The 20,247-nt window shown below is 65.7% G+C and carries 19 protein-coding genes and 2 tRNA genes; 7 read left to right on the top strand and 14 right to left on the bottom strand.

Going from position 1 to position 20,247, the window contains the following annotated elements:
- Positions 1-77: 77 nt before the first annotated feature.
- The 12 genes from BLTE_RS15005 to dnaG all read right to left on the bottom strand — a co-directional run bounded on the left by BLTE_RS15005 (position 78) and on the right by dnaG (position 11,901).
- On the bottom strand, positions 78-965 hold the full coding sequence (locus BLTE_RS15005; protein WP_126401449.1) for a DUF6538 domain-containing protein: 888 nt from the start codon (positions 963-965) through the stop codon (positions 78-80).
- Between the two features lie 88 nt (positions 966-1,053).
- A tRNA-Ser gene (locus tag BLTE_RS15000) sits at positions 1,054-1,143 on the bottom strand.
- Positions 1,144-1,661: 518 nt separating this feature from the next.
- Positions 1,662-2,318 carry a histidine phosphatase family protein gene (locus BLTE_RS14995; protein ID WP_126401448.1) on the bottom strand — a complete coding sequence of 219 codons (657 nt, stop codon included), beginning with the start codon at positions 2,316-2,318 and terminating at the stop codon, positions 1,662-1,664.
- 189 nt (positions 2,319-2,507) lie between these two features.
- On the bottom strand, positions 2,508-3,485 hold the full coding sequence (gene mbfA / locus BLTE_RS14990) for an iron exporter MbfA (protein WP_126401447.1): 978 nt from the start codon (positions 3,483-3,485) through the stop codon (positions 2,508-2,510).
- A 228-nt stretch (positions 3,486-3,713) separates the two neighbouring features.
- On the bottom strand, positions 3,714-4,517 hold the full coding sequence (locus tag BLTE_RS14985; RefSeq protein WP_126401446.1) for a lytic murein transglycosylase: 804 nt from the start codon (positions 4,515-4,517) through the stop codon (positions 3,714-3,716).
- A gap of 50 nt (positions 4,518-4,567) precedes the next feature.
- Entirely contained in the window at positions 4,568-5,167 is a 600-nt protein-coding gene (locus BLTE_RS14980; protein ID WP_165439201.1) for a Uma2 family endonuclease, read from the bottom strand.
- Between the two features lie 96 nt (positions 5,168-5,263).
- Complete coding sequence (locus BLTE_RS14975; RefSeq protein WP_126401445.1) at positions 5,264-5,584, bottom strand: cupin domain-containing protein; 321 nt, start codon at positions 5,582-5,584, stop codon at positions 5,264-5,266.
- A gap of 105 nt (positions 5,585-5,689) precedes the next feature.
- Positions 5,690-5,902 carry a DUF1902 domain-containing protein gene (locus BLTE_RS14970; protein WP_126401444.1) on the bottom strand — a complete coding sequence of 71 codons (213 nt, stop codon included), beginning with the start codon at positions 5,900-5,902 and terminating at the stop codon, positions 5,690-5,692.
- 86 nt (positions 5,903-5,988) lie between these two features.
- Positions 5,989-6,267, bottom strand: coding sequence for a hypothetical protein (locus BLTE_RS18185; protein ID WP_126401443.1), 279 nt, complete (start codon positions 6,265-6,267; stop codon positions 5,989-5,991).
- Positions 6,268-6,695: 428 nt separating this feature from the next.
- On the bottom strand, positions 6,696-7,217 hold the full coding sequence (locus BLTE_RS14960) for a Panacea domain-containing protein (protein ID WP_126401442.1): 522 nt from the start codon (positions 7,215-7,217) through the stop codon (positions 6,696-6,698).
- A 116-nt stretch (positions 7,218-7,333) separates the two neighbouring features.
- A complete protein-coding gene (rpoD, locus tag BLTE_RS14955) occupies positions 7,334-9,403 on the bottom strand; it encodes an RNA polymerase sigma factor RpoD (RefSeq protein WP_126401441.1) in 2,070 nt (689 codons plus the stop codon).
- A 548-nt stretch (positions 9,404-9,951) separates the two neighbouring features.
- Positions 9,952-11,901, bottom strand: coding sequence for a DNA primase (dnaG, locus tag BLTE_RS14950; protein WP_126401440.1), 1,950 nt, complete (start codon positions 11,899-11,901; stop codon positions 9,952-9,954).
- A 467-nt stretch (positions 11,902-12,368) separates the two neighbouring features.
- On the opposite strand from dnaG, the gene BLTE_RS14940 reads away from it, so the two are divergent.
- The 3 genes from BLTE_RS14940 (at position 12,369) to BLTE_RS14930 (ending at position 13,272) form a co-directional block, all read left to right on the top strand.
- A complete protein-coding gene (locus tag BLTE_RS14940; RefSeq protein WP_126401439.1) occupies positions 12,369-12,671 on the top strand; it encodes a BrnT family toxin in 303 nt (100 codons plus the stop codon).
- Positions 12,658-13,077: a BrnA antitoxin family protein gene (locus tag BLTE_RS14935; RefSeq protein ID WP_244600010.1), complete on the top strand. Its 420-nt coding sequence runs from the start codon at positions 12,658-12,660 to the stop codon at positions 13,075-13,077. Before BLTE_RS14940 ends, BLTE_RS14935 begins: the two co-directional genes overlap by 14 nt.
- A gap of 118 nt (positions 13,078-13,195) precedes the next feature.
- Positions 13,196-13,272, top strand: a tRNA-Arg gene (locus tag BLTE_RS14930).
- A 452-nt stretch (positions 13,273-13,724) separates the two neighbouring features.
- On the opposite strand, the gene BLTE_RS18180 is transcribed toward BLTE_RS14930, so the two are convergent.
- Positions 13,725-14,501: an outer membrane protein gene (locus BLTE_RS18180; RefSeq protein WP_160140638.1), complete on the bottom strand. Its 777-nt coding sequence runs from the start codon at positions 14,499-14,501 to the stop codon at positions 13,725-13,727.
- Between the two features lie 34 nt (positions 14,502-14,535).
- On the opposite strand from BLTE_RS18180, the gene BLTE_RS18175 reads away from it, so the two are divergent.
- The 3 genes from BLTE_RS18175 to BLTE_RS14915 all read left to right on the top strand — a co-directional run bounded on the left by BLTE_RS18175 (position 14,536) and on the right by BLTE_RS14915 (position 17,064).
- A complete protein-coding gene (locus tag BLTE_RS18175) occupies positions 14,536-14,787 on the top strand; it encodes a hypothetical protein (protein ID WP_160140637.1) in 252 nt (83 codons plus the stop codon).
- Positions 14,788-15,163: 376 nt separating this feature from the next.
- Positions 15,164-16,309, top strand: coding sequence for an OpgC domain-containing protein (locus BLTE_RS14920; RefSeq protein WP_126402237.1), 1,146 nt, complete (start codon positions 15,164-15,166; stop codon positions 16,307-16,309).
- Positions 16,306-17,064 carry an SGNH/GDSL hydrolase family protein gene (locus BLTE_RS14915; RefSeq protein ID WP_126401437.1) on the top strand — a complete coding sequence of 253 codons (759 nt, stop codon included), beginning with the start codon at positions 16,306-16,308 and terminating at the stop codon, positions 17,062-17,064. The genes BLTE_RS14920 and BLTE_RS14915 overlap by 4 nt, the downstream gene beginning before the upstream one ends.
- 97 nt (positions 17,065-17,161) lie before the next feature.
- Here BLTE_RS14915 and BLTE_RS14910 read toward each other — a convergent pair whose 3' ends face one another.
- Positions 17,162-18,724 (bottom strand): hypothetical protein, encoded by a 1,563-nt coding sequence (locus BLTE_RS14910; RefSeq protein WP_126401436.1) that lies wholly within the window; start codon positions 18,722-18,724, stop codon positions 17,162-17,164.
- A gap of 701 nt (positions 18,725-19,425) precedes the next feature.
- Here BLTE_RS14910 and BLTE_RS14905 point away from each other — a divergent pair.
- Positions 19,426-20,103: a phosphatase domain-containing protein gene (locus BLTE_RS14905; protein ID WP_126402236.1), complete on the top strand. Its 678-nt coding sequence runs from the start codon at positions 19,426-19,428 to the stop codon at positions 20,101-20,103.
- The last annotated feature ends 144 nt before the right edge of the window (positions 20,104-20,247 follow it).

Genomic DNA, 20,247 nt, shown 5'->3' with positions numbered 1-20,247 from the left:
CCGCGACCGCCCGACTCCGTCCGGCGGTTCCGACGGCGGCAGACGCCGGTTATGTCATTGTTTTCAGTAGCTTTTCTTCATCCGTCCGCGGATTCGGGACGGGTCGCCCCGTCCTGCGTGGCCTTCACCGACGCGAAATAGGCATCCCTGATGGTCAGTGGATGCAGTTTGCGATCAATCAGCGATTCCTTCCAGGAAATGATCTGCTCAGGCTTGATGATCGAAACATCCGTCGTGCCGACATGCTCCAGGAAGCTCTCGATGCACGGCTTCCAACGCTTGATCGTCGAGGGAGACGGCTTGGCTTCCTTGATATACCTCTCCCAGAGATCGTACATCGAGACCTTTGCGGCGCCGGGGTTCAATTCGAACTCCGGGAACCGCTCGCCTCTCGGATCGGGCCGATAGTCGCCGCTCATTTTGCCGAGGACGCCCCGGCGAGCCTCGATCACGGCATGGACCACCCGCTCCAGAAGCACCCGGCGCGTCTCGGCGTCGATGACCAGCCCATGCTTGGCGAGGATCCGGTTCACCAGGCCGCCGTAGCGCGCCTCCCGGTCGACCCTGACGTCGCCGGAGATGTCATCGTCTCCGTCCCATTCGCCGGTGAGCAGGTTCTGGTCACGGGCCAGCTGGCCGACCAGGCCCAGCCTCTGGATGGAGCTCAGGCTCTCGGCGGCCTCGGCGGAGGACGCGATGATCGCCCGGTAGGCCTCGCCCGCCAACGCCTCGACCTGCGATCGGACCAGGCGGCGCGGCCCGGCGGCGAGGTTCTCCCACCGCTCCGCGACCTCCGCGGCCTTCTGCATATGGAGGATTTTCGCCTTGGCGGGGTCCTTGGTGCCGAGCGAGCACTTCGCTTCGCGCTGGCCGACGAGCTTGCGCAAACGCTTGGGAACCGCCTTGCGGAAATAGTAGACGCCGGTCTTGGGGTGCTTCCACGGACGCGCCATCGGCAGGGCCACTTTGTACCACCCCTTTGTACCAATGCCGGGGCGGCCAAACCCTTGATAACGCGAAAAGTGTTGAGAATTCGTGAGTTCCGGGGGGCTTTGGCGGAGAGGGAGGGATTCGAACCCTCGATAGAGTTTCCCCTATACACGCGTTCCAGGCGTGCGCCTTAAACCACTCGGCCACCTCTCCACGGACCCAGTTGATCGCGGCGCACGCGTTCCCTGTCGAGAACGCGCAGGGCTCTGCCCTGCGCTGTGCGCCTTAAACCACTCGGCCACCTCTCCACGGACCCAGTCGATCGCGGCGCACGCGTTCCCTGTCGAGAACGCGCAGGGCTCTGCCCTGCGCTGTGCGCCTTAAACCACTCGGCCACGTCTTGGCAGGCCCGGTTGATCGCGGCGCACGCACTCTCCTTCGAGAGACCCGCGGGGCGAGCCCGCGTCACGCGCCGCCATCGGCTGGCGACCTGTCATCGCTCGTTTAGGATGGCCGGCCCGCCCTTTCAAGAGAAAGCGTCAGCACGAGCCACCGCTGCCCCCAGCCGAAAGGGCGGAGCGGGCGTTGCCGCCGCGCAATAGCACTTATGCCAACGGCCCCAAACGCTGACGCGTGGGGCCGTTGACTCTCGCGGATTTCCGTTCGGGAAAGCAGAGATTTCGCGAAAATCCGCGACCAGGGCCGACGGTCCGCGTTCGCGGCCGTTGGTACTACGCCCCGCGCGTGAACACGTAGAGGCGGCCGCATTCGGCGATGCCGAATCGCGGGCCGGTGAAGCCGCGCCGGATCAGCGCCCGCCGCAGGAACATCATCGAGCCGGCGTGGCTCACCACCAGCGTGTCGTCGGGCGCCTCCGTCAGCCGGTCGGCGACGCGCTCGATCTCGGCGAGAAAGGTGCGTTTGACGTCGCGCTGCGAGGAATGGGAGGTCATCCAGGCCAGCCGCAGCAGCATGCGCCAGCCGGCAAAGGGCAGGCGCAGCTCCCCGGTGCGAAACGGGTTGAGCTTCGGCTCGCACAGCTGCGGCAGGGTCTCGATGTCGCCCTGATAGAGCGCGCGCGCGGTGGTGAGCGCCCGCGGCGCGGTCGACGAGATGCAGCGCGGCCACGGCAGCGGCCCGAGATCGACCGGCTTGTGGCGCACGTCGGCGGCGTCATAGTCCTCGATCCAGCGGGCGATATCGGCGACCGAGACCCAGCCGGCCGGCGGGCCGTGCGTCACCTCGAAATGGCGGACGAGGCCGAGGCGCAGCGGCGCGCGCGGGAGGCGGGGCGCGCCACCGGACCGGGGGCGGGCGTCCGGCCGGTCCGGCGCCTCCACGCTGGCGACATCCGACTGACGATGACTCAGCGCCATGCAGCTCGCCATGGGTTCGCTCCTTCGTGCCCCGGCGATCTGCCGCCGTCGGGCGCGACGCGTTCTAGCACACTTGAGACCGGGCTTGAGAGACCGGGCTTGACCACGGCCGGCGCTGGCCGCCGCTCATTCTGTAACCTCTGATGTCGGGCGCGGCAATGGCGCAACCTTCGGCCGCAAGTCCGCCGTTCCGGTGGCGGCTCAGCTTCCGCCGATCAGGATGCCGGCGCCCAGCACCAGCGCGCCGCCCAGCACCACCTGGAAGGTGGCGCGCAGGAACGGCGTCTCCATGTAGCGGTTCTGGATCCAGGCGATCGCCCACAATTCGCAGAACACCACCGCCACGGCGATGCCGGTGGCCGTCCAGAAATGCGGGATGAGATAGGGAAGCGCGTGGCCGAGCCCGCCGACCGCGGTCATGATGCCCGAGGCGAGCCCGCGCTTGACCGGCGAGCCGCGGCCCGAGATCACCCCGTCATCGTGCGCGGCCTCGGTGAAGCCCATCGAGATGCCGGCGCCGATCGAAGCGGCAAGCCCGACCAGGAAGGTGGTCCAGGTGTCCTGGGTGGCGAAGGCGGTGGCGAAGATCGGCGCCAGGGTCGAGACCGAGCCGTCCATCAGCCCGGCGAGACCGGGCTGCACGTAGGTCAGGATGAACTGGCGGTGGGCCTTGGCGTCTTCCTCGCTCTTTGCGTCCGGCGTCAGCCGCGTGGCCTGCAGCGCGCCCGCCTTGGCCTCGTGCTTGCGCTCGGCGGCCGCGAGGTCGCCCAAGAGCTTGCGGGTGCCGGGGTCGGTGGAGGCCGCGGCGGCGCGGGTGTAGAAGTCGGCCGCCTCGTCCTCCATCCGCGCCGCCTCCTCGCGGATGCGGTCGAGCCCGAGATTCTCCACCAGCCACACCGGCCGGCGATAATAGTAGCCGGCAACATGCTCGCGCCGGATGAGCGGGATCACCTTGCCGAAGCGCGCCTCATAGGCGTCGATCAGCATGCGGCGGTGCAGGTTCTCCTCCGCCGCCATGGCGTCGAACATCTCGGCGGAGGCGGGATAGTCGGCGCGCAGCCGCTCGGCATAGGAGGCGTAGATGCGGGCGTCGTCCTCCTCGGACGAGATCGCCAGCGCCAGCACCTCGGCCTCGGTGAGATCGGAAAACCGGCGGCGGCTGGCCAGGACGGGAATCATCGGCAACCTCTTTAGAATAGATCTAATGTAGCCTGCCATGCGCGGGGCCGGCCGGCAATGACGCTCCGCCGCCGTCGCAGGAGCCGCAGCCGGCGAAAGGAACGGACGAAAGGTCAAGGTCAAGCGTAGGCGATGTTGCGCAGGGGCGAAATCACTGGCGCGCGCGAAGTGTCCGCCGGGCCATGCGGTTTCCGCAAGGCAGGCTCCCGCCATTGCGGAGATGGTGGATCAGGATCCCCGAAGCCGCTCGGCGAACAGCACCATGGTCTTGCGGTAGACCACCGCGCGGTTCCACTCGCGCATCACCTCGAAGTTCGCGGTGCCCTCGCCGAACGGCGCGCCGGCCTGCCAGCCATTGACGCGCAGCAGATTGGCGGTGGAGGCCAGCACGTCCGGCACGCTGTGGCGCAAATCGACATGGCCATTGCCGTCATAATCGACGCCGTAGCGGATGTAGGAGGACGGCAGGAACTGGGTCTGCCCCAGCTCGCCGGCATAGGCGCCGACCATGTCGCGCAGCGGCAGGTCGCCGCGCTGGACGATCTGCAGCGCCGCCAGCAGCTCGCGCTGGAACAGGTCGGTGCGCCGGCAGTCGTGGGCCAGCGTCGCCAGCGTGCGCACCACCGGCCGGTTGCCCATGTCGCCGGTGCCGAAATCGCTCTCCAGCCCCCAGATGGCGACCAGGAGCTCGCGCGGCACGCCGAAGCGCTGCTCGATGCGGCCGAGCAGGGCGGCGTGGCGGACGAGAAGCTGCTTGCCGCGGCTGATGCGGCCCTTGGTGACGCGGGTCGCCGCATACTGCTCGAAGCTCTTCTGGAACGTGCTGCGCTGGCGGCGGTCGAACGCCAGCACCGCGCCATCCTGGGTAACGCCGGCAAAGGCGGCATCGACCACCCCGCGCGACACGCCCTGGCCCTGGGCCTCCCGCCCCATGGCGGCGAGGAAGGCGTTGAAGTCGCCGCCGCATTGGGCGGCAAAGGCGGGGGTGACGGCGAGGAGGCCGAAGAGAAGGGCGAGCGCGCGAGCAAGCATGCCTGTGTCCGTCCTCGACCGTCCGCGGCAGGCTGGACGATCTGTGTTGGTTACACCAGTTCCAGCGCCGCCAGCCGCAGATCGAGCGCCGGGGCGAACGACATCGCCAGCGTCTCGTCCGGCCCGACCGTGAACTGCTCGCGATAGCCGTCGATGCCGGCGCCGCGGCGGATATGGGTCGTCAGGCTTTTCGCCTCGATCACCCAGACCTCGCGCACGCCGGCGGCGGCATAGATGCGGGTCTTGCGATCGAGGTCGTAGGCCAGGCTGCTGTCGGCAATCTCGACGGCCAGCAGCGCGGTGGCGGGCGACAGCGCCGCCAGCCCATCGGCCCGGCGGAAGAACACGAAATCCGGCTCGACGAAGGTGTCCTGGTTCAGGCGGAAGGTGGTTTCCTGGGCCAGCACGATGTCGTCCGGCAGCCGGCGGTTCCAGAAGCGCGCGAGGCTGATCTTCAGCGTCTCATGCAGGATGCCCTTGGGCGACATCGGGACGATCTCCCCGCCGATCAGCTCGAACCGCTCGTCCTCGGCGAGGACTCCGGCCTCGACCATCGCCTCGATCTCGGCCACGCTCCAGCGCCGCCGCATCAGGCCCTCGGCGGCCTGGGTGGTGAGGGGGAGATCGGGCGTGCGCAGGTGCGTGTTCATGCGTGCAAGGCTACCACACCCTCGGGGCGGCTCAACGCACGAGTGCGCGCCGCGAGCCGGGGGAGCGGCGGTGCCCGGCCGCGCGCGTCGCGCCCGTCAACGAAAAAAGACCGCGAGCCAGATCGTCGCCGGCTCGGCCTGGGTGACCTCGACGCGATGGCGGCAATGCGCCGGGATGTCGACGAAGTCGCCCGGCCGCAGCGCCAGCTCGCGGCCGTCCTCGAAGCGGAGCGTCGCCGCGCCGGCCAGCAGCACGACGAACTCGTCTTCGTCCTGGTCGTACCAGAAGCCCGGCGGGCTCGCCTGCCCGGTCGAGACGATGCGCTCGATCCGCACGCCGCCGCGCGCCAGCAGCGTCTCGATCACCTCGTCCGGCCCGGCGGCGGGAAGGGCGGCAAAGAGGTTGTTGGGGGGCATGGTGGCGGCTCTCGCATCCGGCGGCAGCGTTCGCGTGTAGCGCGCAATAGCGACAGCGTATTGCGCCGAACCCGTCAGAAGCATAGGGAGCGGAATACGCTGACGCTATTCCGCCCGCGGCTGCACGAACACCGAGGCCGGATCGATGCCGGGATGGTTGTCGGGCAAGAGGTCGAGCGCCATCGCCGAAATCTTGTCCATCATCTCGTCGAGCGTCGGCGCGTCGGCGGCGGCCGGGATGTCGTCGCAATGGCCGCTCCACACGAGAGCCTCCGCATCCCACACGGCAGATATCGTGAAGATCACGGGCTTGGGCATGCTCCCGACCTTGCTGCCACAGTGGTGTAGGACAGAATAGCGGAGTGTATTCCGTCCATCAATGGTTACATTGCTTGACATTAATCTTAGTCAAACAATGGCATTTCTGGCTCTGGACGACTCCAAGCTCGTGGGTGGCGCAGAACGCGATCGCTCGAAGATACGGCATCAAGCGCCTCGCTAATAATAGAAAGGCGATCAGTGAGTCGCCGTTCTGTCCATAGAGTTAAATCTCTCAAAGAATATCTTCTTGCCAATCGATCCCTGGAGCCTAATGGTGCGCCGACATCAACAAACTCTACATCGCATGGCTGTCCATAGAATTCGGTATCTAGCAAAAATGTCTTCATGATCGTTGCGATCATGCACATTTCATCAAAATCTGGCCCAGCGGACTTTCGGGGCTGCAAGTAATATATGTGAATTATCCCGTTCTCGACAAAGAGAAAGGGTATTCGATATGCGGCCCGGCGCTCTCGTCCAAACGCAAACTTCCTTGGCGAAAGGTCAAATACCTGGGTGGATCGGCCAAAGGCAAACGGTGCTGCGACATTAACGACGTCGGCGTTTGATGACCGGCCTATTGCAGTCTTTTCAAGAGAGCAGGATGCGGTAAGAAGATGGAGTCTGTGAAATCCTTTATACGCGGCTCGAATAGCTTTCGTTGCTCGTCGGTAATTAAAGGGGGCACCTTCTCTGTTAAAATAATCGGTGAACCAATCGGTTAATTCCGACACCGTTTCACCTCGCGCCCTTGCTAAATCAGGGACAGGAGGCGTCGGAAGTCGATGACTCATGTTGCCATTCTCCGTTCACGATCTGTCCAGTATAGCGCATCCTTACCTTTGAACCAAGTGGAGATCAGTTCGTTGGGGATAATCATGCCCGGTACGGCCTGCTTCTCAGCTTGACTCCAAACAATATCCCAAGGCCCGCCCTTCTCGTGTGTCAGATGAGAGAGCTTGAAGGGGTGAAATTTAGAGTAATAGTCATAAATATTTTCAAGAAAGTCTGATGTATATTCATCGAAGTCATAAGGGGTTGGTACAAATTTCAGCAGTTTTGGATCAAAGGAATGTGCCCGTCTGTCGATTTCCCTTTCCCCATATTCCTTAAATTGATCGTAAACAACTCGATTTACGGGGCCGTGGCGCCAAGCTTCAAACGGCTGCGCAACAAGAGGTGCATTGTGTTTTGCTAAGTACCATGCGTGAGAAAAGTACAATACTTTCAGTAGGGTCATTATTGTTAACGTCATGCCCTGCTCGGCCGCGCGGTCGAGAAAAAAGTTGGCTATGGCGCGCGCATCATACATATTTCACATGATAGAACAAATAAAGAACGCGGCAAGTGTTCTGAGTTTAATTTCAAAAAGATTCTTCGCTCGCAGTGGCGCCTCGCCCCAGGACAAGCCGGGGGCGAGGACGTGGCTCAATTATCCAAGAAGCTCCTGAGCTTCCGGCTCCTTGACGGATGCTTCAGCTTCCGCAGCGCCTTGGCTTCGATCTGGCGGATGCGCTCGCGCGTCACGCTGAACTGCTGGCCGACCTCTTCCAGCGTGTGGTCGGTGTTCATGCCGATGCCGAAGCGCATGCGCAGCACGCGCTCCTCGCGCGGCGTCAGCGACGCCAGCACCCGCGTGGTGGTCTCGCGCAGGTTCGACTGGATCGCCGCGTCGATCGGCAGGATCGCGTTCTTGTCCTCGATGAAGTCGCCGAGGTGCGAATCCTCCTCGTCGCCGATCGGGGTCTCGAGCGAGATCGGCTCCTTGGCGATCTTGAGAACCTTGCGCACCTTCTCCAGCGGCATGCCGAGCTTCTCGGCCAGCTCCTCGGGCGTCGGCTCGCGGCCGATCTCGTGCAGCATCTGGCGCGAGGTGCGCACGATCTTGTTGATCGTCTCGATCATGTGCACCGGAATGCGGATGGTGCGGGCCTGATCGGCGATCGAGCGGGTGATCGCCTGCCGGATCCACCACGTGGCGTAGGTCGAGAACTTGTAGCCGCGGCGGTACTCGAACTTGTCGACCGCCTTCATCAGGCCGATATTGCCTTCCTGGATCAGGTCGAGGAACTGCAGGCCGCGATTGGTGTATTTCTTGGCGATCGAGATGACGAGGCGAAGGTTGGCCTCCACCATCTCCTTCTTGGCCTGCCGGGCTTCGCGCTCGCCCTTCTGCACCATCTGGACGATCTTGCGGAACTCTTGGATCTCAAGTCCCGTATCGGTGGCGAGATTGTGGATGTCGCCGCGGATGTTCTTGATGCCGTCCTTCTCGTGGGTGATGAAGTTCTTCCAGCCGCGGGCGCCGAGCTTGGAGACGCGGAGCAGCCACTTGGGGTCGAGCTCCGAGCCCTGGTAGTTGCGCAAAAAGTCGGCGCGGTCGACGCCATAGCTCTCGGCCAGACGCATCAGGCGGCCTTCGAGCGAGATGAGGCGCTTGTTGATGTCGTAGAGCTGCTCGACCAGGGCGTCGATGCGGGCCTGGTTGAGGGAGAGGCTCTTGACCTCGACGACGATGTCGTCCTTCAGCTTCTTGTACTTGCGCTCCTGGGCCGGGGAGAGCGTCAGGTTCTTCAGCTTGTTCTTGACGTTCTCATCCTGCAGCCGGCGCAGCTTGGTGTAGTTGTCGGCGATGGTGTCGAAGGTCTTCAGCACCGCCGGCTTGAGCTCGGCCTCCATCGCCGCCAGCGACAGCGAATTCTCCAGATCGTCCTCGTCGTCGAACTCGGTCGGCTCGGGCACCGGCGGCTCGGTCTCGGCGATCGGCGGGGCGACGTCGGCCGCCATCTTCGGCACGTCCGACAGCGGGCTGCCCTCGGCCGCCGGCGGGTTCTTGCCCTCCGGCCCGGCATAGGTCGCTTCGAGGTCGATGATGTCGCGCAGGAGGACCTTGCCCTCCATCAGCTCTTCGCGCCAGATGATGATGGCCTGGAAGGTCAGCGGGCTTTCGCACAGGCCCGCGATCATCGCCTCGCGGCCGGCCTCGATGCGCTTGGCGATGGCGATCTCGCCCTCGCGCGACAGCAGCTCGACCGAGCCCATCTCACGCAGATACATGCGCACGGGGTCGTCGGTGCGCTCGGACGGCTCGGACTTGGTCTCGGCGCGCGCCGGGGTGCGGGCGGAGGTGGCCTCGACGAGGTCGCCGCCCTCGGGCTCCTCCTCCTCGGCCGCCTGCTCGGCCTCGGCCTGCTCCTCGACCTCGGCCTCCTCGGCCTCGATGACGTTGATGCCCATCTCGTTGAGCATTGCGAGGGTGTCCTCGATCTGCTCGGAGGTCACCTCCTCGGAGGGCATCACCTCGTTCAGCTCGTCATAGGTGACATAGCCACGCTTCTTGGCGAGCTTGATCATCTTGCGGACGGCGGCATCCGAAAGGTCGAGCAGCGGGCCGTCCGGGGTATCGGTCTCCTTCTCCGGAGCCTGCCCCTCTTCCTTCGGCTTCGCCGCCTTGGGCGCTGCCGCCAGAACAGCCTTCGCCTTGCTCTTGATCGCCATCTCGTCTCGTCTCCCAGGCAGGAGTCCCGCCGCCCGCCCCGCCGGCGGTTACGGACATCCTGCGAACGCTTGACTCGGCTGCCGGCGGATGAAGCCGTCGAGCCGTCTTCCGATCGCCACCCGCCCCGCCATCGGGCGCGGGGCATTGGCGAGCCGGCCTCCCCGGATCACGCGGCGATCCGCCGGAAGCCGTATCAAGTCCCGTACGGCGGCAGGGTTCGGCCCTGAAGTCCGATCTCGGGCCATCCGCGTTCGAGCGGCTTGGTCCGGATTGCCCGATTTTCGGCTGCCCGATTTCCGGCCGCCCGAGTCCCTGCCGTCCAAATCCTGCCGGCGTGCCCGGCCGCCTTCCGTGCGCCCTGCGACAGCCGAAGCCCCGCGCGGGCTCCGGCCCTCGCGAGGCGGTTCGGTCGCTTCGAATCCACTTGTCGGTGGACACGATTAAATCCGCCTTAACCCTGCCCGCGAACCACGCTAACAATGCAAACCCGAGGCGTTCGGGCACCGGCCGATCGTGCGGTTTCCGGTTGGCAAGGCCGGAAGCCGTATCAGAAGCCGCGCGATGTGCGGCCCGATGCTGCGCCGAACCCCTCGATCAAAGCTTCGGTTCCCTCGATGGCCGCAAGTCGTGCCTGAACGTCACGCAGCCACGCCAGCGACCCCTCGTCCTGGGCCTTGGCGTGGGCCTCCTCCGCCTCCCGAAGCTCCCTAGATAGCGTACGTTTCTTGTGATGCAAGCCGACCACGTGGGTCCAGCAGGCCTCCACGTCGGCGGGCGCCGCCTCCGGCCGGGCCGGCCAGTCGGCGGCGTGGGTCACCGCGCGGCGCACCCGCTCGAGCGCGTCGTCGGCGCCGAACCGCGCCAGCGCCGCGGCCAGCGCGTCGGCATCGGGCGGCACCTCCTCGGCTGCGGCGTCCAGCAGGGCGCGGCGCAGCCGGTCGCAGTCGCGGTGGGCGAACTCCAGCTCCGCCAGCTCCTCGGCGTGGTGCTGCAGCAGCCAGGGGTGGGCGAGGAAGATCGACAGCACCAGCGCCTCGCGGGCCGGAATGGCGGCCGCCGCCCCCCGCACCAGGGCGCTGAGCTTGAGGCTGGAGCCGCGCGGGGCGAGCTCGGTCGCCGTCGGCATCAGCCTGACCACGCTGCCGTTCGGCCGGCGGAACTGGCGCGGCCCCGGCAGGCCGCCGCGCCCCCGCCATGCCCCCGGCCCCCCCCCGGCAGCCGGGCTTGATCGCTGAAACAATTGCGCGGTGCGGGCGGCGAGATCGTCGCGGTAATGCCGGCGCACCCGCTCGTCGGCGATGGTGCCGAGCACCGTGGCCAGCCGCGCCTCCAGCGCCGCCCGCCGCTCGGGGGTGTCGATCTGCGCGTCCTGGCTTTCGCGCTCCCACAGCATATCGGCGAGCGGGCGGGCCTGGGCGAGAATCGCCTCCACCGCCGCCCGGCCGCCCGCACGCACCAGATCGTCGGGATCCTGCCCTTCGGGAAGCGTGGCGAAGGCGAGGCTCCGGCCGGGCTCGAGCCGCGGCAGCGCGAGATCGACGGCACGGAAGGCGGCGCGCAGGCCGGCCTTGTCGCCGTCGAAGCACAGGATCGGCTCGGCACTCATCCGCCACAGCGCGGAGAGCTGGTCCTCGGTCAGCGCCGTGCCGAGCGGGGCGACGGTGGCCTCGAACCCGGCAGTGACCATGGCGATGACGTCGATATAGCCCTCGACCGCGATCACCCTCGCGCCGTCATGGGCGGCCGCGCGCGCCGGGCCGCCATTATAGAGTGTCGCGCCCTTGTGGAAGAGCGGCGTCTCCGGCGAGTTCAGGTACTTGGCCGGGGCATCCTTGGCCAGCGCCCGGCCGCCGAAGGCGATCACCCGGCCCTTGAGGTCGAGGATCGGGAACATCACCCGGTCGCGGAAGCGGTCGAACGGCACCGGGATGTCGTCGCCGGCAATCAGGAGCCCGGCCTCGACCATGTCGGGGATGGGCACGCCGGCCTCGGCCAGATGCTGCTTGAGGGCTGAGCGGTCGTCGGGCGCGAAGCCGAGGCGGAACCGCTGCTGGGTGGATGGCGACAGGCCGCGATCGGCAAGGTAGCCGCGCGCCCGCGCGCCGGCCCGGCTCTGCAGCGCGCCCTCGAAGAACCGGCAGGCGAGTTCCATCACCTCGTGCAGGGTGCGGCGGCGGACCTCCTTGGCGGCGTCGTCGGCGCTGGGCTTGGGCAGGCTGACGCCTGCTTCCGCGGCAAGCCGCTCCACCGCCTCGGGGAAGGAGAGGCCCTCGACCTCCATCAGGAAGGTGAAGATGTCGCCATGCTTGCCGGAGGAGAAGTCGTGATAGAAGCCCTTCTGATCGTTGACGAAAAACGACGGGCTCTTCTCGGCGTTGAACGGCGACAGGCCCTTGAACTCGCGCCCCGCGCGCACGAGCTTCACCTTGCGGCCGACGACGTCGGACACCCGCAGGCGGGCACGGATTTCATCGAGGATCTGGGGCGAGAAGCGCATGGTTTGTGGAACGGGGGCGCTGCGGGGGCTCTCACGTCAACCCGGCATTGTCGCGTATGGCACCCCTGTGGCGCCAAAATAGGGCGCGGACCGGATGGGGTTATCCCCGCTGACCACAGGGGCTCTGCCAAATGGTCTTGCATAAATACCTACGTTTGTATATACACCCCGATGGGTTGCCGCGTTCGTGCTCCTATTCAGGGAAGAGAGAGCGTTGATACCCGAACAAACTCAAGTCGATGAAGTTACTTCCAAGAAAATAAGCTGACAACGCACAAACGCACAAACGCACAAACGCACAAACGCACAAACGCACAAACGCACAAACGCACAAACGCACAAACGCACAAACGCACAAACGCACAAACGCACAAACGCACAAACGCACAAACCGCAAACGCACAAACGAGCTTGGAGCTGAAAAATGAAACTTAGATCCATCTGCTATTCCGAGAAGGGTTCCGGAAATGCTCGTGAATATTACTGGCGACAGTCTCTCGCTCCATGGATTTGAATGGGACGAGTTGAAGCGGAGCGTAAATGTCCAAAAGCATGGTATCGATTTTACTGATGCGATCCGTGTCTTTGAGGATGATCGTGCAATTTCCGTGAGGACATACTCCGGAAGCGACAGTGTGCGTTGGGTAACTGTTGGATTGGTGGATGGGCGGCTCGTCGCCGTGATCCATGCGCAGCGCAACGACCGGACCCGAATCATTTCGGCGCGGGCTGCCCGTAACGAGGAACACAAAGTATATGGACCACCGTGAACAGATCGTCCGGCTGGTCTCGCTGCTGCCCGATGGCGAATACGTTGTCGAGCTGCCCGATGGCCGGCTGGAGAAGCGCAAGTCGGAGACCGACTGGGATCGCGTCTCCAAAATGACCGACGCCGAGACCGAGGCGCTGGTGGCGGACGATCCCGATTGGCAGGACTTCCGCGACATCGACTGGTCGAAGGCCGAGGTGGTGGTTCCCGCCAACAAGGTGCCGATCTCGATCCGGCTCGACCCCGACGTGCTCGACTTCTTCAAGGCGGCCGGACCCGGCTATCAGAAGCGCATCAACGCGGTGCTGCGCGCCTATATGCGCGCGCAGACGCCGAAGCCCGCGCGGTCCGCCGGTACGCCCGCGCGGGCCACGAAGACCAAGCCCAATCCCAAGACCGGGACATGAGCGGTACCCGACCGACGCGTTCAGGCCGCGCCGCGGCGGCGCTGTCCACGCCAGGAGCGGAAAGGCCGCCACCGGCGTTGATGCCGCGAGATCCATCCGGTATGGTGCGTCCGCGTCGGCACCCGTAGCTCAGCTGGATAGAGCGTTGCCCTCCGAAGGCAAAGGTCACACGTTCGAATCGTGTCGGGTGCGCCAGTCATTTCGAAGGTCTGCTGAAGATCGCACATGCTGGCCGGCTGATTGTCGCAGGCGGCTCGCAAGATCCATCAATCGCAAGATCCATCACAGGAACAGCCCCCGACCGCTGACGCCTGGGGATGTTGACTTTGGGGAAGTTGACTCTCGCGAATTTTCTCGCCCGGAATCAAAGGCCTCGCGAAAATCCGCGACGGGTGCCAGCCGCCGGCTTTCGCGCCCGGTGGGAGCCGCCGCCGGTTGCAAGCGCGCCGGCTGCAAACGCTTGCGAGCGCGTCCTGTCCGCAGGCACGGCTCGCAGTTCGCTCACCGGTTGGAAGTCGGGTTGGCGGGGCCGGCCTCGGGGCGCGGCAGGCGGTCCTTTGGGGTTGAGCGCGGTGGACGCAAAAAAGAACCCCGGCCGGAGCCGGGGTTCAGGAGATGGGATGACGTAATCAGATCGTGTCCGGCAATCAGTAGCGAGCCGACACGGCCGTCGGGCCATTGAAGCGATAGTTCACGCCGATCTTGACCGCACTGATATCGGTATCGAGCTTGAAGGTCTGCGCCCACGGGCCGTAGTCAAGAATGTAGGTCTTGCCGCCGAAGTCGTAGTAGTCATACTCGAGGAACGCCGTCCAGTTGGGGGCGAAAGCGTATTCGACGCCAAAGCCGAGGGTCCAGCCGGATCGGGTGTCGCTGTGCTTGCCGTAATAGTCGTCCGTCGCGATGCCTTCGCCGAAGTCGCGTCTTTCGGTCAGCTGGTTGGAATGGGAGAAGTCGGCCCACGCCGCGCCGCCCTTGATGTAGAACAGCGCGCGGTCGGCGGAGAAGCCGATCCGGCCGGTCAAGGTGGAGATCCACTGCGATTCCGACTTCACGGTTCCGCTGAAGCGGCGGGCGCCGCCATCGTAGGTGCCGGCATACGAGCTGCTGCCTTCGAGGCTGGCCCAGGCGATGTCGGCCTGGACGCCGACGATGAAGTTGGTGGGGAACTGGTAATCGTAGCCGATCTGCAGACCGCCGAGGAACCCGTCGAAGTCCGGGCTGAAGTTGGACCAGGACTCATCGGAATTGGTCCAGTCGTCGCTGCCCCATCCGTAGCCGATGAAGCCGCCGACATAGAAGCCGGTCCAGGTCGGCGCCGCCGGAACCGGGGTGTAGGGCACCGACTTGCGCGCCAGATCCGCGGCCGACGCGGTCCCGGCCAGCGCAGTCGAGGCGAGCAGTGCAATAACGAGACGACGCATCATAGCCTCCGTGCAGAACAATCTGACGTGGCATATGGGTAACATCGGCGTACCGAAGGTTGAAAGATGGAGCGCGAGGTCTGCGCTGCATTTCCTGGATGTGTTGTGCCTCGGCAACAATTTTAAATGGCGCAATGGCCTGCCATCGGCAGTGCCGGATTCCGGTGAGGTGTCTCCTCCCTGCCTCGACCGCGCCCGTCGCCTGATCCCGGTGGCGGCGATGCCTGGCCGCTGGTTCGGTTTGCCTGCTCTCGTTAATGATTTGATTCCAAAGGAGAATCTCTGAGACCGCTTGGCGCCGCTCCGGGGTTTGGTCGCCTTGCCGGTCTTGCCGGCGGCGGCGTTTTCGTGCGCGCGCTCGGGCGTGGGTGCGGCCGGATGCGGCGCCGTGATGCGGCTTCCGGCCGTGCAGGCCTTCGAGCCGTCGTCCGATCGCCGAGAAATCCTCATCCGATCGAGTTTTTTCGGCGAGACCGTTTCCGGCATCCCGAAGAGACCAACCGGAAACCATATGGTACCAACGGCCCCGGACGCTCATGCGCAGGGTCGTTGGGTCTCGCTGGTTTTCTCATGCGAAATCAATGATTTCGCAAAAGTCTGCGACCAGAGAAAACGGTCCGCATTGGCGGCCGCTGATATGATGCGTGGTGCGGGGAGGGTGCGTGAACGGCAAACGGGATTTGCGCCTGGATCTATTCCGGGGGCTCGCGCTGTGGCTGATCTTCCTCGACCATATTCCCTCGAACGTGGTCAGCTGGATCACCATCCGAAACTTCGGGTTCAGCGACGCGACCGAGATCTTCGTGTTCATCTCGGGCTACACGGCCGCCTATGTGTATGGCGCGTCGATGCGGGAGCAGGGCTTCGTGGTGGCGAGCGCCCGCATCCTGCGCCGGACGTGGCAGGTCTACGTTGCCCATATTTTCCTGTTCTGCATCTATATGGCGCAGATCGCCTATGTGGCGCGAAGCTTCGAGAACCCCCTCTATGCGGAGGAGATGGGGGTGTTCGAGTTCCTGAGGGAACCCGACGTCACGCTCGTCCAGGCGCTGCTGCTGAAGTTCAAGCCGGCAAACATGGATGTTCTGCCGCTGTACATTGCTCTGTTGGCGTTCTTTCCGCCGTTCGTCTGGTTGATGCTGCGCCGGCCGGCGCTGGCGCTCGCCGGCAGCATCGCGGTCTATGCCGCCAGCAAGGTGTTCGGCCTCAACGTCCCGGCCTATCCGAGCGGTCACTGGGTCTTCAATCCGTTCGCGTGGCAGCTCCTGTTCAGCCTTGGCGCCTGGTGCGCGCTCGGCGGCTTTGCCCGGATCGGCAGGCTCGTCCGCTCGCGCGCCGTGGCCGTTGCGGCGGTGGCGTACCTCGTGGTCTCGTTTGCGGTCGTGCTGACCTGGTACGTCCCGGCATGGACCGCGTTCGTGCCGAAGGGGCTGGCCGAATGGATGTACCCGATCGACAAGACCAATCTCGACGCGCTGCGGCTCCTGCATTTCTTCGCGCTTGCGGTGCTCACGGTGCGGGTCGTGCCGCGTGACTGGCCCCCCTTGCGCGCGCCCTGGCTGCAACCCGTCATGCTGTGCGGCCGGCATTCCCTGGAGATCTTCTGTCTCGGCGTGTTCCTCGCCTTCGCCGCGCATTTCGTCATCGTCGAGATCAATGACGGCGTGGCGATGCAGGTGGCCGTGAGTGCTGCGGGCATTGCGCTGATGGTTCTGGTCGCCGCCCTCATGAGCTGGTTCAAGCAGATCGAGGGGCGCAACCGGGCCGTTGGCTCGCCCGGCGCCGATGCGGCAAGGAGGTCATCATGAAGCGCGCCCGCCGGCTTGCGGCAAATGCCTTGATGGCGGTGTCGCTTCTCGCGGCCCCGGCCGCGGCCGAGCAGGATGCCTGCGAGGTGACGGACGGTCTGGTGCAGGCCGCGTTTCCGATGCCATACGCCGCGGAGGCGGTCGCCGCGAAGCGGTTGGAGGTCGCCGTGATCGGCAGCGCGTCCTCGGTGCTGGCCGGCAAGGCCGGGACCGGCAGGGCCTATCCGGCGCAGCTCGAGGCGGCCCTTGCGGCGGCGCTGCCGGGCGTCGCTGTCCGGGTGACCACCCACGCGAAATCGAAGCAGAGCGCGTCCGAGCAGGAGACGACGATTGGCCGCCTGCTCGCCGGCCGGAAGCCAAGTCTGGTCGTCTGGCAGACCGGCACGGTCGATGCCATCCGCGCCATCGATCCGGAGGAGTTCCGCGACGCGCTCGAGCGCGGCGTCGAGACCCTGCAGGCGCAGGGTGTCGATGTGGTGCTGATGAATATGCAGTTCAGTCCGCGCACCGAGACGATGATCTCGCTCGGCCCCTATGCCGACCAGATGCGCTTCGTCGCCCTGCAGCGGTCGGCCAACCTGTTCGACCGTCTTGCGGTGATGAAGGACTGGAACGAGCGCGGCACCTTCGACCTGTCGGTCGAGACCCGGAAGATCGACATGGCCGCCGATGTGCATGCCTGCATCGGCAGGCTGCTGGCCCGTCTGGTCGTCGAGGGAATCGCCCTGCCGACGTCCGGCCAGACGGCGAAATAGCCGGCCAGGATAGTGGGCCAGGACAGTGGGTCAGGGCGCCCGATCGGCCTGCGTCTCCGCGACCGGACCCAGCGGTGCGCGTTCGCGGCCGTTGGTGTCAGCCCGGCGGGGTCGGCACCACGCGGTAGAGCTGGAAGCGGGCGCCCTCATAGACCATCGTCATCCAGGCCGGCGCCGGGTTCTCGTCGCCGCGCTCGGTATAGAGCAGATAGACGTAGTCGAACCGGCTCGGCCAATCGTCCCAGTAGTTCTGCACCGCATCGACGCTGCGCAGCGAGGAGGCGACGAGCTGGCTCTCCGAGGGCGGCGTGCCGTCCTCGATGTCGGCATGGTCGCGCCACGCCGGCTTGATCTGCAGGATCTGCTTGCCGCGCACCGTGAAGGCGGTGGTGACCAGCGCCGACTTCTCGATCATCGCCAGGCACGCGGCGTGGGACAGGCCGAGGTCGCGCACGTCGTCGGCCTGGGCGTTGTCGGCATACGCCACCAGCACCTTGGCGCCGCGGTCGATCATCTGCACCGACTGCCGGAACGAGTCGGTCCAGCGGGTCAGGTGCCGCCACGTCACCTGCACTTCGAGCACCCGCACCGCCAGCAGCGCCACCAGCACGATGCAGAACGCCCGCATCGTCCAGCGCCGGTGCAGATCGAGATCGGCGAACGCCACCGCCATGAAGGCCAGCGCGATCGGCAGCCGCTGGTCAGCGAAATAGGAGCCGAACAGCACGCGCGGCAGCGCCAGATAGACGATGGCGCCGACCGCGAACACGATCCAGGCCGAGGGGTGCAGCTTCAGCAGGCCGTGGCGCGCCGCCCAGCCGGCGGTGATCGCCACCGCCGCGGTGAGGCCGAACGCCACCACGTCGGAATAGACCTGGATGACGGTGACGAGGCCGTCGATCTTGCCGGTCGGCTCCCATTCGTTCTGCGTCGCCAGCCCCCAGGTCGGGCTGCGCACCAGCAGCACCGGCACGATCAGGAACGGCAGCCCGCCCAGGACGAAATCGAGGATGCGCCACGGCCGCGGCGCCTCCGATGTGGTCAGCCGCCAGATCTCGAAGCCGAGAAGGCCGATGGCGTAGAGCCCGACCGCGAACAGGTGGCAGATGTAGAGCAGGCCCACCACCGCCGTCGCCAGCACCAGCCGCAGCGGCAGCCATGCCTCGCGCCAGTGCACCCAGGCGGCGAGGCCCCAAAGCGCGAGGCCGATGCCGAACAGATAGTTCATCAGCCCGAGCAGGAAGGCGCCGCTGTAGAGCAGCGGAAAGGCGATGAACGGCCACGCCGACCAGCCGCCGAACAGCACGCGGTTCAGCACCGTCGTGCCGGACATGATCATTAGGAAGGTCAGGATCGTGAAGGCCTGGCCGGCCGTGTAGATGTCGACCACCCGGTCGATCCACGGCACCACCAGATCCATCATCAGATTGGGGATGATGTGCCAGTCGAGCTCGTAGAAGCGCGCGAGGTCCGGGTCGCGGTCGAGCACGGCGATGACATGCATGCGCGCCAGATGGTTCGGATAGTCCGACAGCGGCGGCACCGGATGGGTCAGGATCGGGATTGCCGCCAGCGTCGCCAGCGCCAGGAACAGGGCGGCAAGCTGGGGGCGTGTGAAGCGGGACGCGGTCGGGCGTGAGGTCTGCCGGGGGCTGATCATGGGCGAGGCAATGGCGCGCGTCGGGGATGCGCAAGGGGGCTGGCGGCTCGGCCGCATTGGAGGGGGGCTCGCGGCTTCGCCGCATTCAGGCGTCTTCCGCAAGGGGGTGCGTCCCTGCGGCCGAAAGCGCGGCACCTCACACGGTTTCCGGCCGACCCCTTCGGGGTGCCGGGAACGGTCTCGCCGGAAACCCGCCGTGGCGAGCGGGCGTTCCGGCGACCGGGATACGGTTATCCGGCCGGATCAGCCGGACGCCGCATCAAGGGCTTGAAGATTGCGGCCCGGGTCCACCGGGTCGCGGTACGCTCTAGCATCAGAGAGTGTGGCGCGACACCGTTGAGCAGAATGGAGCCATTCTAGAGCATTTTCCGCACAAGTGGATACCGGTTGTGCGAAAGAAAATGCGACAAACCAGAAACTTAGAGCGTCCGATCTGATGCAGTCAGATCGGATCGCGCTCTAAGGCGGCCGGGCCCGTCACGTGCAATCCGGCCGATCCGGCCGAAGCCTCGCAGGCCGGTCGCCGCACAATCCTTTTCAGATCAGGGGCTTTTCGCCGGGATCGGTTCCGGGGTCCCGAAGGGATCATCCGGAGACCGGATAATGCCGCCGCGCCGGTTGTCGTCCGCCCGGCCGCCCAGTATAGACCCCCAGTGCGCCGCGTCTTCTTCCCCACCCCCGATCAACGCTATGCCCGCCGCATGGCCCGGATCGACCGTTGGTCCCGCCCGATCGACGGGCCGGTGGCGCGCGCCCAGGCCTGGGCCAACATGCTGCTGGCCGACCACGGCGTGTTCCGCCTGTTCTGGAAGAACCGCCACCGGGTGACCGACAAGCTCTCGCGGTCGAACCAGCCGGCGCCGCACGACATCGCCGCCTTCGCCCGCATGGGCATCCGCACCGTGGTCAATCTGCGCGGCGGGCGCGAGTTCGGCAGCTATCCGCTGGAGGTCGAGGCCTGCGCCCGCCACGGCCTCAAGCTGGTCGACCTGCCGGTGCGCTCGCGCGAGCTGCCGCCGCGCGAGGACATCTTCGCGGCCGAGCGGCTGTTCGCCACCATCGAGTATCCGGCGGTCATCCACTGCAAATCGGGCGCCGATCGCGCCGGCTTCGCCGCCGCCCTCTTCCTCGTTCTGCACGAGGGGCGCCCGGTGGCCGAGGCCGCCGGCCAGTTGTCGACGCGCTACGGCCATTTCCGTCAGTCGCGGACCGGCGTGCTCGACGCCTTCTTCGAGACGTATCTCGAGCGCAATGCCAAGGCGCCGATCGAGTTTCGCGACTGGGTGGCGAACGACTACGATCCGGTAGAAATCCGGCGGGCATTTCACGAGGACAGGCTGGCCAGCTTCTTCGTGGACAAGATTCTCCGCCGCGAATGATCCTGACGCGCATCAGGAATTATTCTTAGTCTACTTGGCGCAGATCGGCATTCGGCGCCGCGCTCGGAACCAGCATCCGCCGCTGGCGTTCTACCCCTGTCGGGGATTCAAGCGCTTCACGGACATGCCGGCGTCTGTTCAGAA

Source organism: Blastochloris tepida (assembly GCF_003966715.1).
Lineage (GTDB): Bacteria > Pseudomonadota > Alphaproteobacteria > Rhizobiales > Xanthobacteraceae > Blastochloris > Blastochloris tepida.
This window is presented reverse-complemented; position numbering and strand designations above follow the sequence as displayed.

Bases quoted from the DNA above. Each gene is read 5' to 3' on its own strand.
- BLTE_RS14995 (WP_126401448.1), bottom strand. From the start codon at position 2,318: ATGGCGAGCTGCATGGCGCTGAGTCATCGTCAGTCGGATGTCGCCAGC.
- mbfA (WP_126401447.1), bottom strand. From the start codon at position 3,485: ATGATTCCCGTCCTGGCCAGCCGCCGCCGGTTTTCCGATCTCACCGAG.
- BLTE_RS14985 (WP_126401446.1), bottom strand. From the start codon at position 4,517: ATGCTTGCTCGCGCGCTCGCCCTTCTCTTCGGCCTCCTCGCCGTCACC.
- BLTE_RS14980 (WP_165439201.1), bottom strand. From the start codon at position 5,167: ATGAACACGCACCTGCGCACGCCCGATCTCCCCCTCACCACCCAGGCC.
- BLTE_RS14975 (WP_126401445.1), bottom strand. From the start codon at position 5,584: ATGCCCCCCAACAACCTCTTTGCCGCCCTTCCCGCCGCCGGGCCGGAC.
- BLTE_RS14970 (WP_126401444.1), bottom strand. From the start codon at position 5,902: ATGCCCAAGCCCGTGATCTTCACGATATCTGCCGTGTGGGATGCGGAG.
- BLTE_RS18185 (WP_126401443.1), bottom strand. From the start codon at position 6,267: ATGATCGCAACGATCATGAAGACATTTTTGCTAGATACCGAATTCTAT.
- BLTE_RS14960 (WP_126401442.1), bottom strand. From the start codon at position 7,217: ATGTATGATGCGCGCGCCATAGCCAACTTTTTTCTCGACCGCGCGGCC.
- rpoD (WP_126401441.1), bottom strand. From the start codon at position 9,403: ATGGCGATCAAGAGCAAGGCGAAGGCTGTTCTGGCGGCAGCGCCCAAG.
- dnaG (WP_126401440.1), bottom strand. From the start codon at position 11,901: ATGCGCTTCTCGCCCCAGATCCTCGATGAAATCCGTGCCCGCCTGCGG.
- BLTE_RS14940 (WP_126401439.1), top strand. From the start codon at position 12,369: ATGCTCGTGAATATTACTGGCGACAGTCTCTCGCTCCATGGATTTGAA.
- BLTE_RS14935 (WP_244600010.1), top strand. From the start codon at position 12,658: ATGGACCACCGTGAACAGATCGTCCGGCTGGTCTCGCTGCTGCCCGAT.
- BLTE_RS18180 (WP_160140638.1), bottom strand. From the start codon at position 14,501: ATGCGTCGTCTCGTTATTGCACTGCTCGCCTCGACTGCGCTGGCCGGG.
- BLTE_RS18175 (WP_160140637.1), top strand. From the start codon at position 14,536: ATGGGTAACATCGGCGTACCGAAGGTTGAAAGATGGAGCGCGAGGTCT.
- BLTE_RS14915 (WP_126401437.1), top strand. From the start codon at position 16,306: ATGAAGCGCGCCCGCCGGCTTGCGGCAAATGCCTTGATGGCGGTGTCG.
- BLTE_RS14910 (WP_126401436.1), bottom strand. From the start codon at position 18,724: ATGATCAGCCCCCGGCAGACCTCACGCCCGACCGCGTCCCGCTTCACA.
- BLTE_RS14905 (WP_126402236.1), top strand. From the start codon at position 19,426: ATGGCCCGGATCGACCGTTGGTCCCGCCCGATCGACGGGCCGGTGGCG.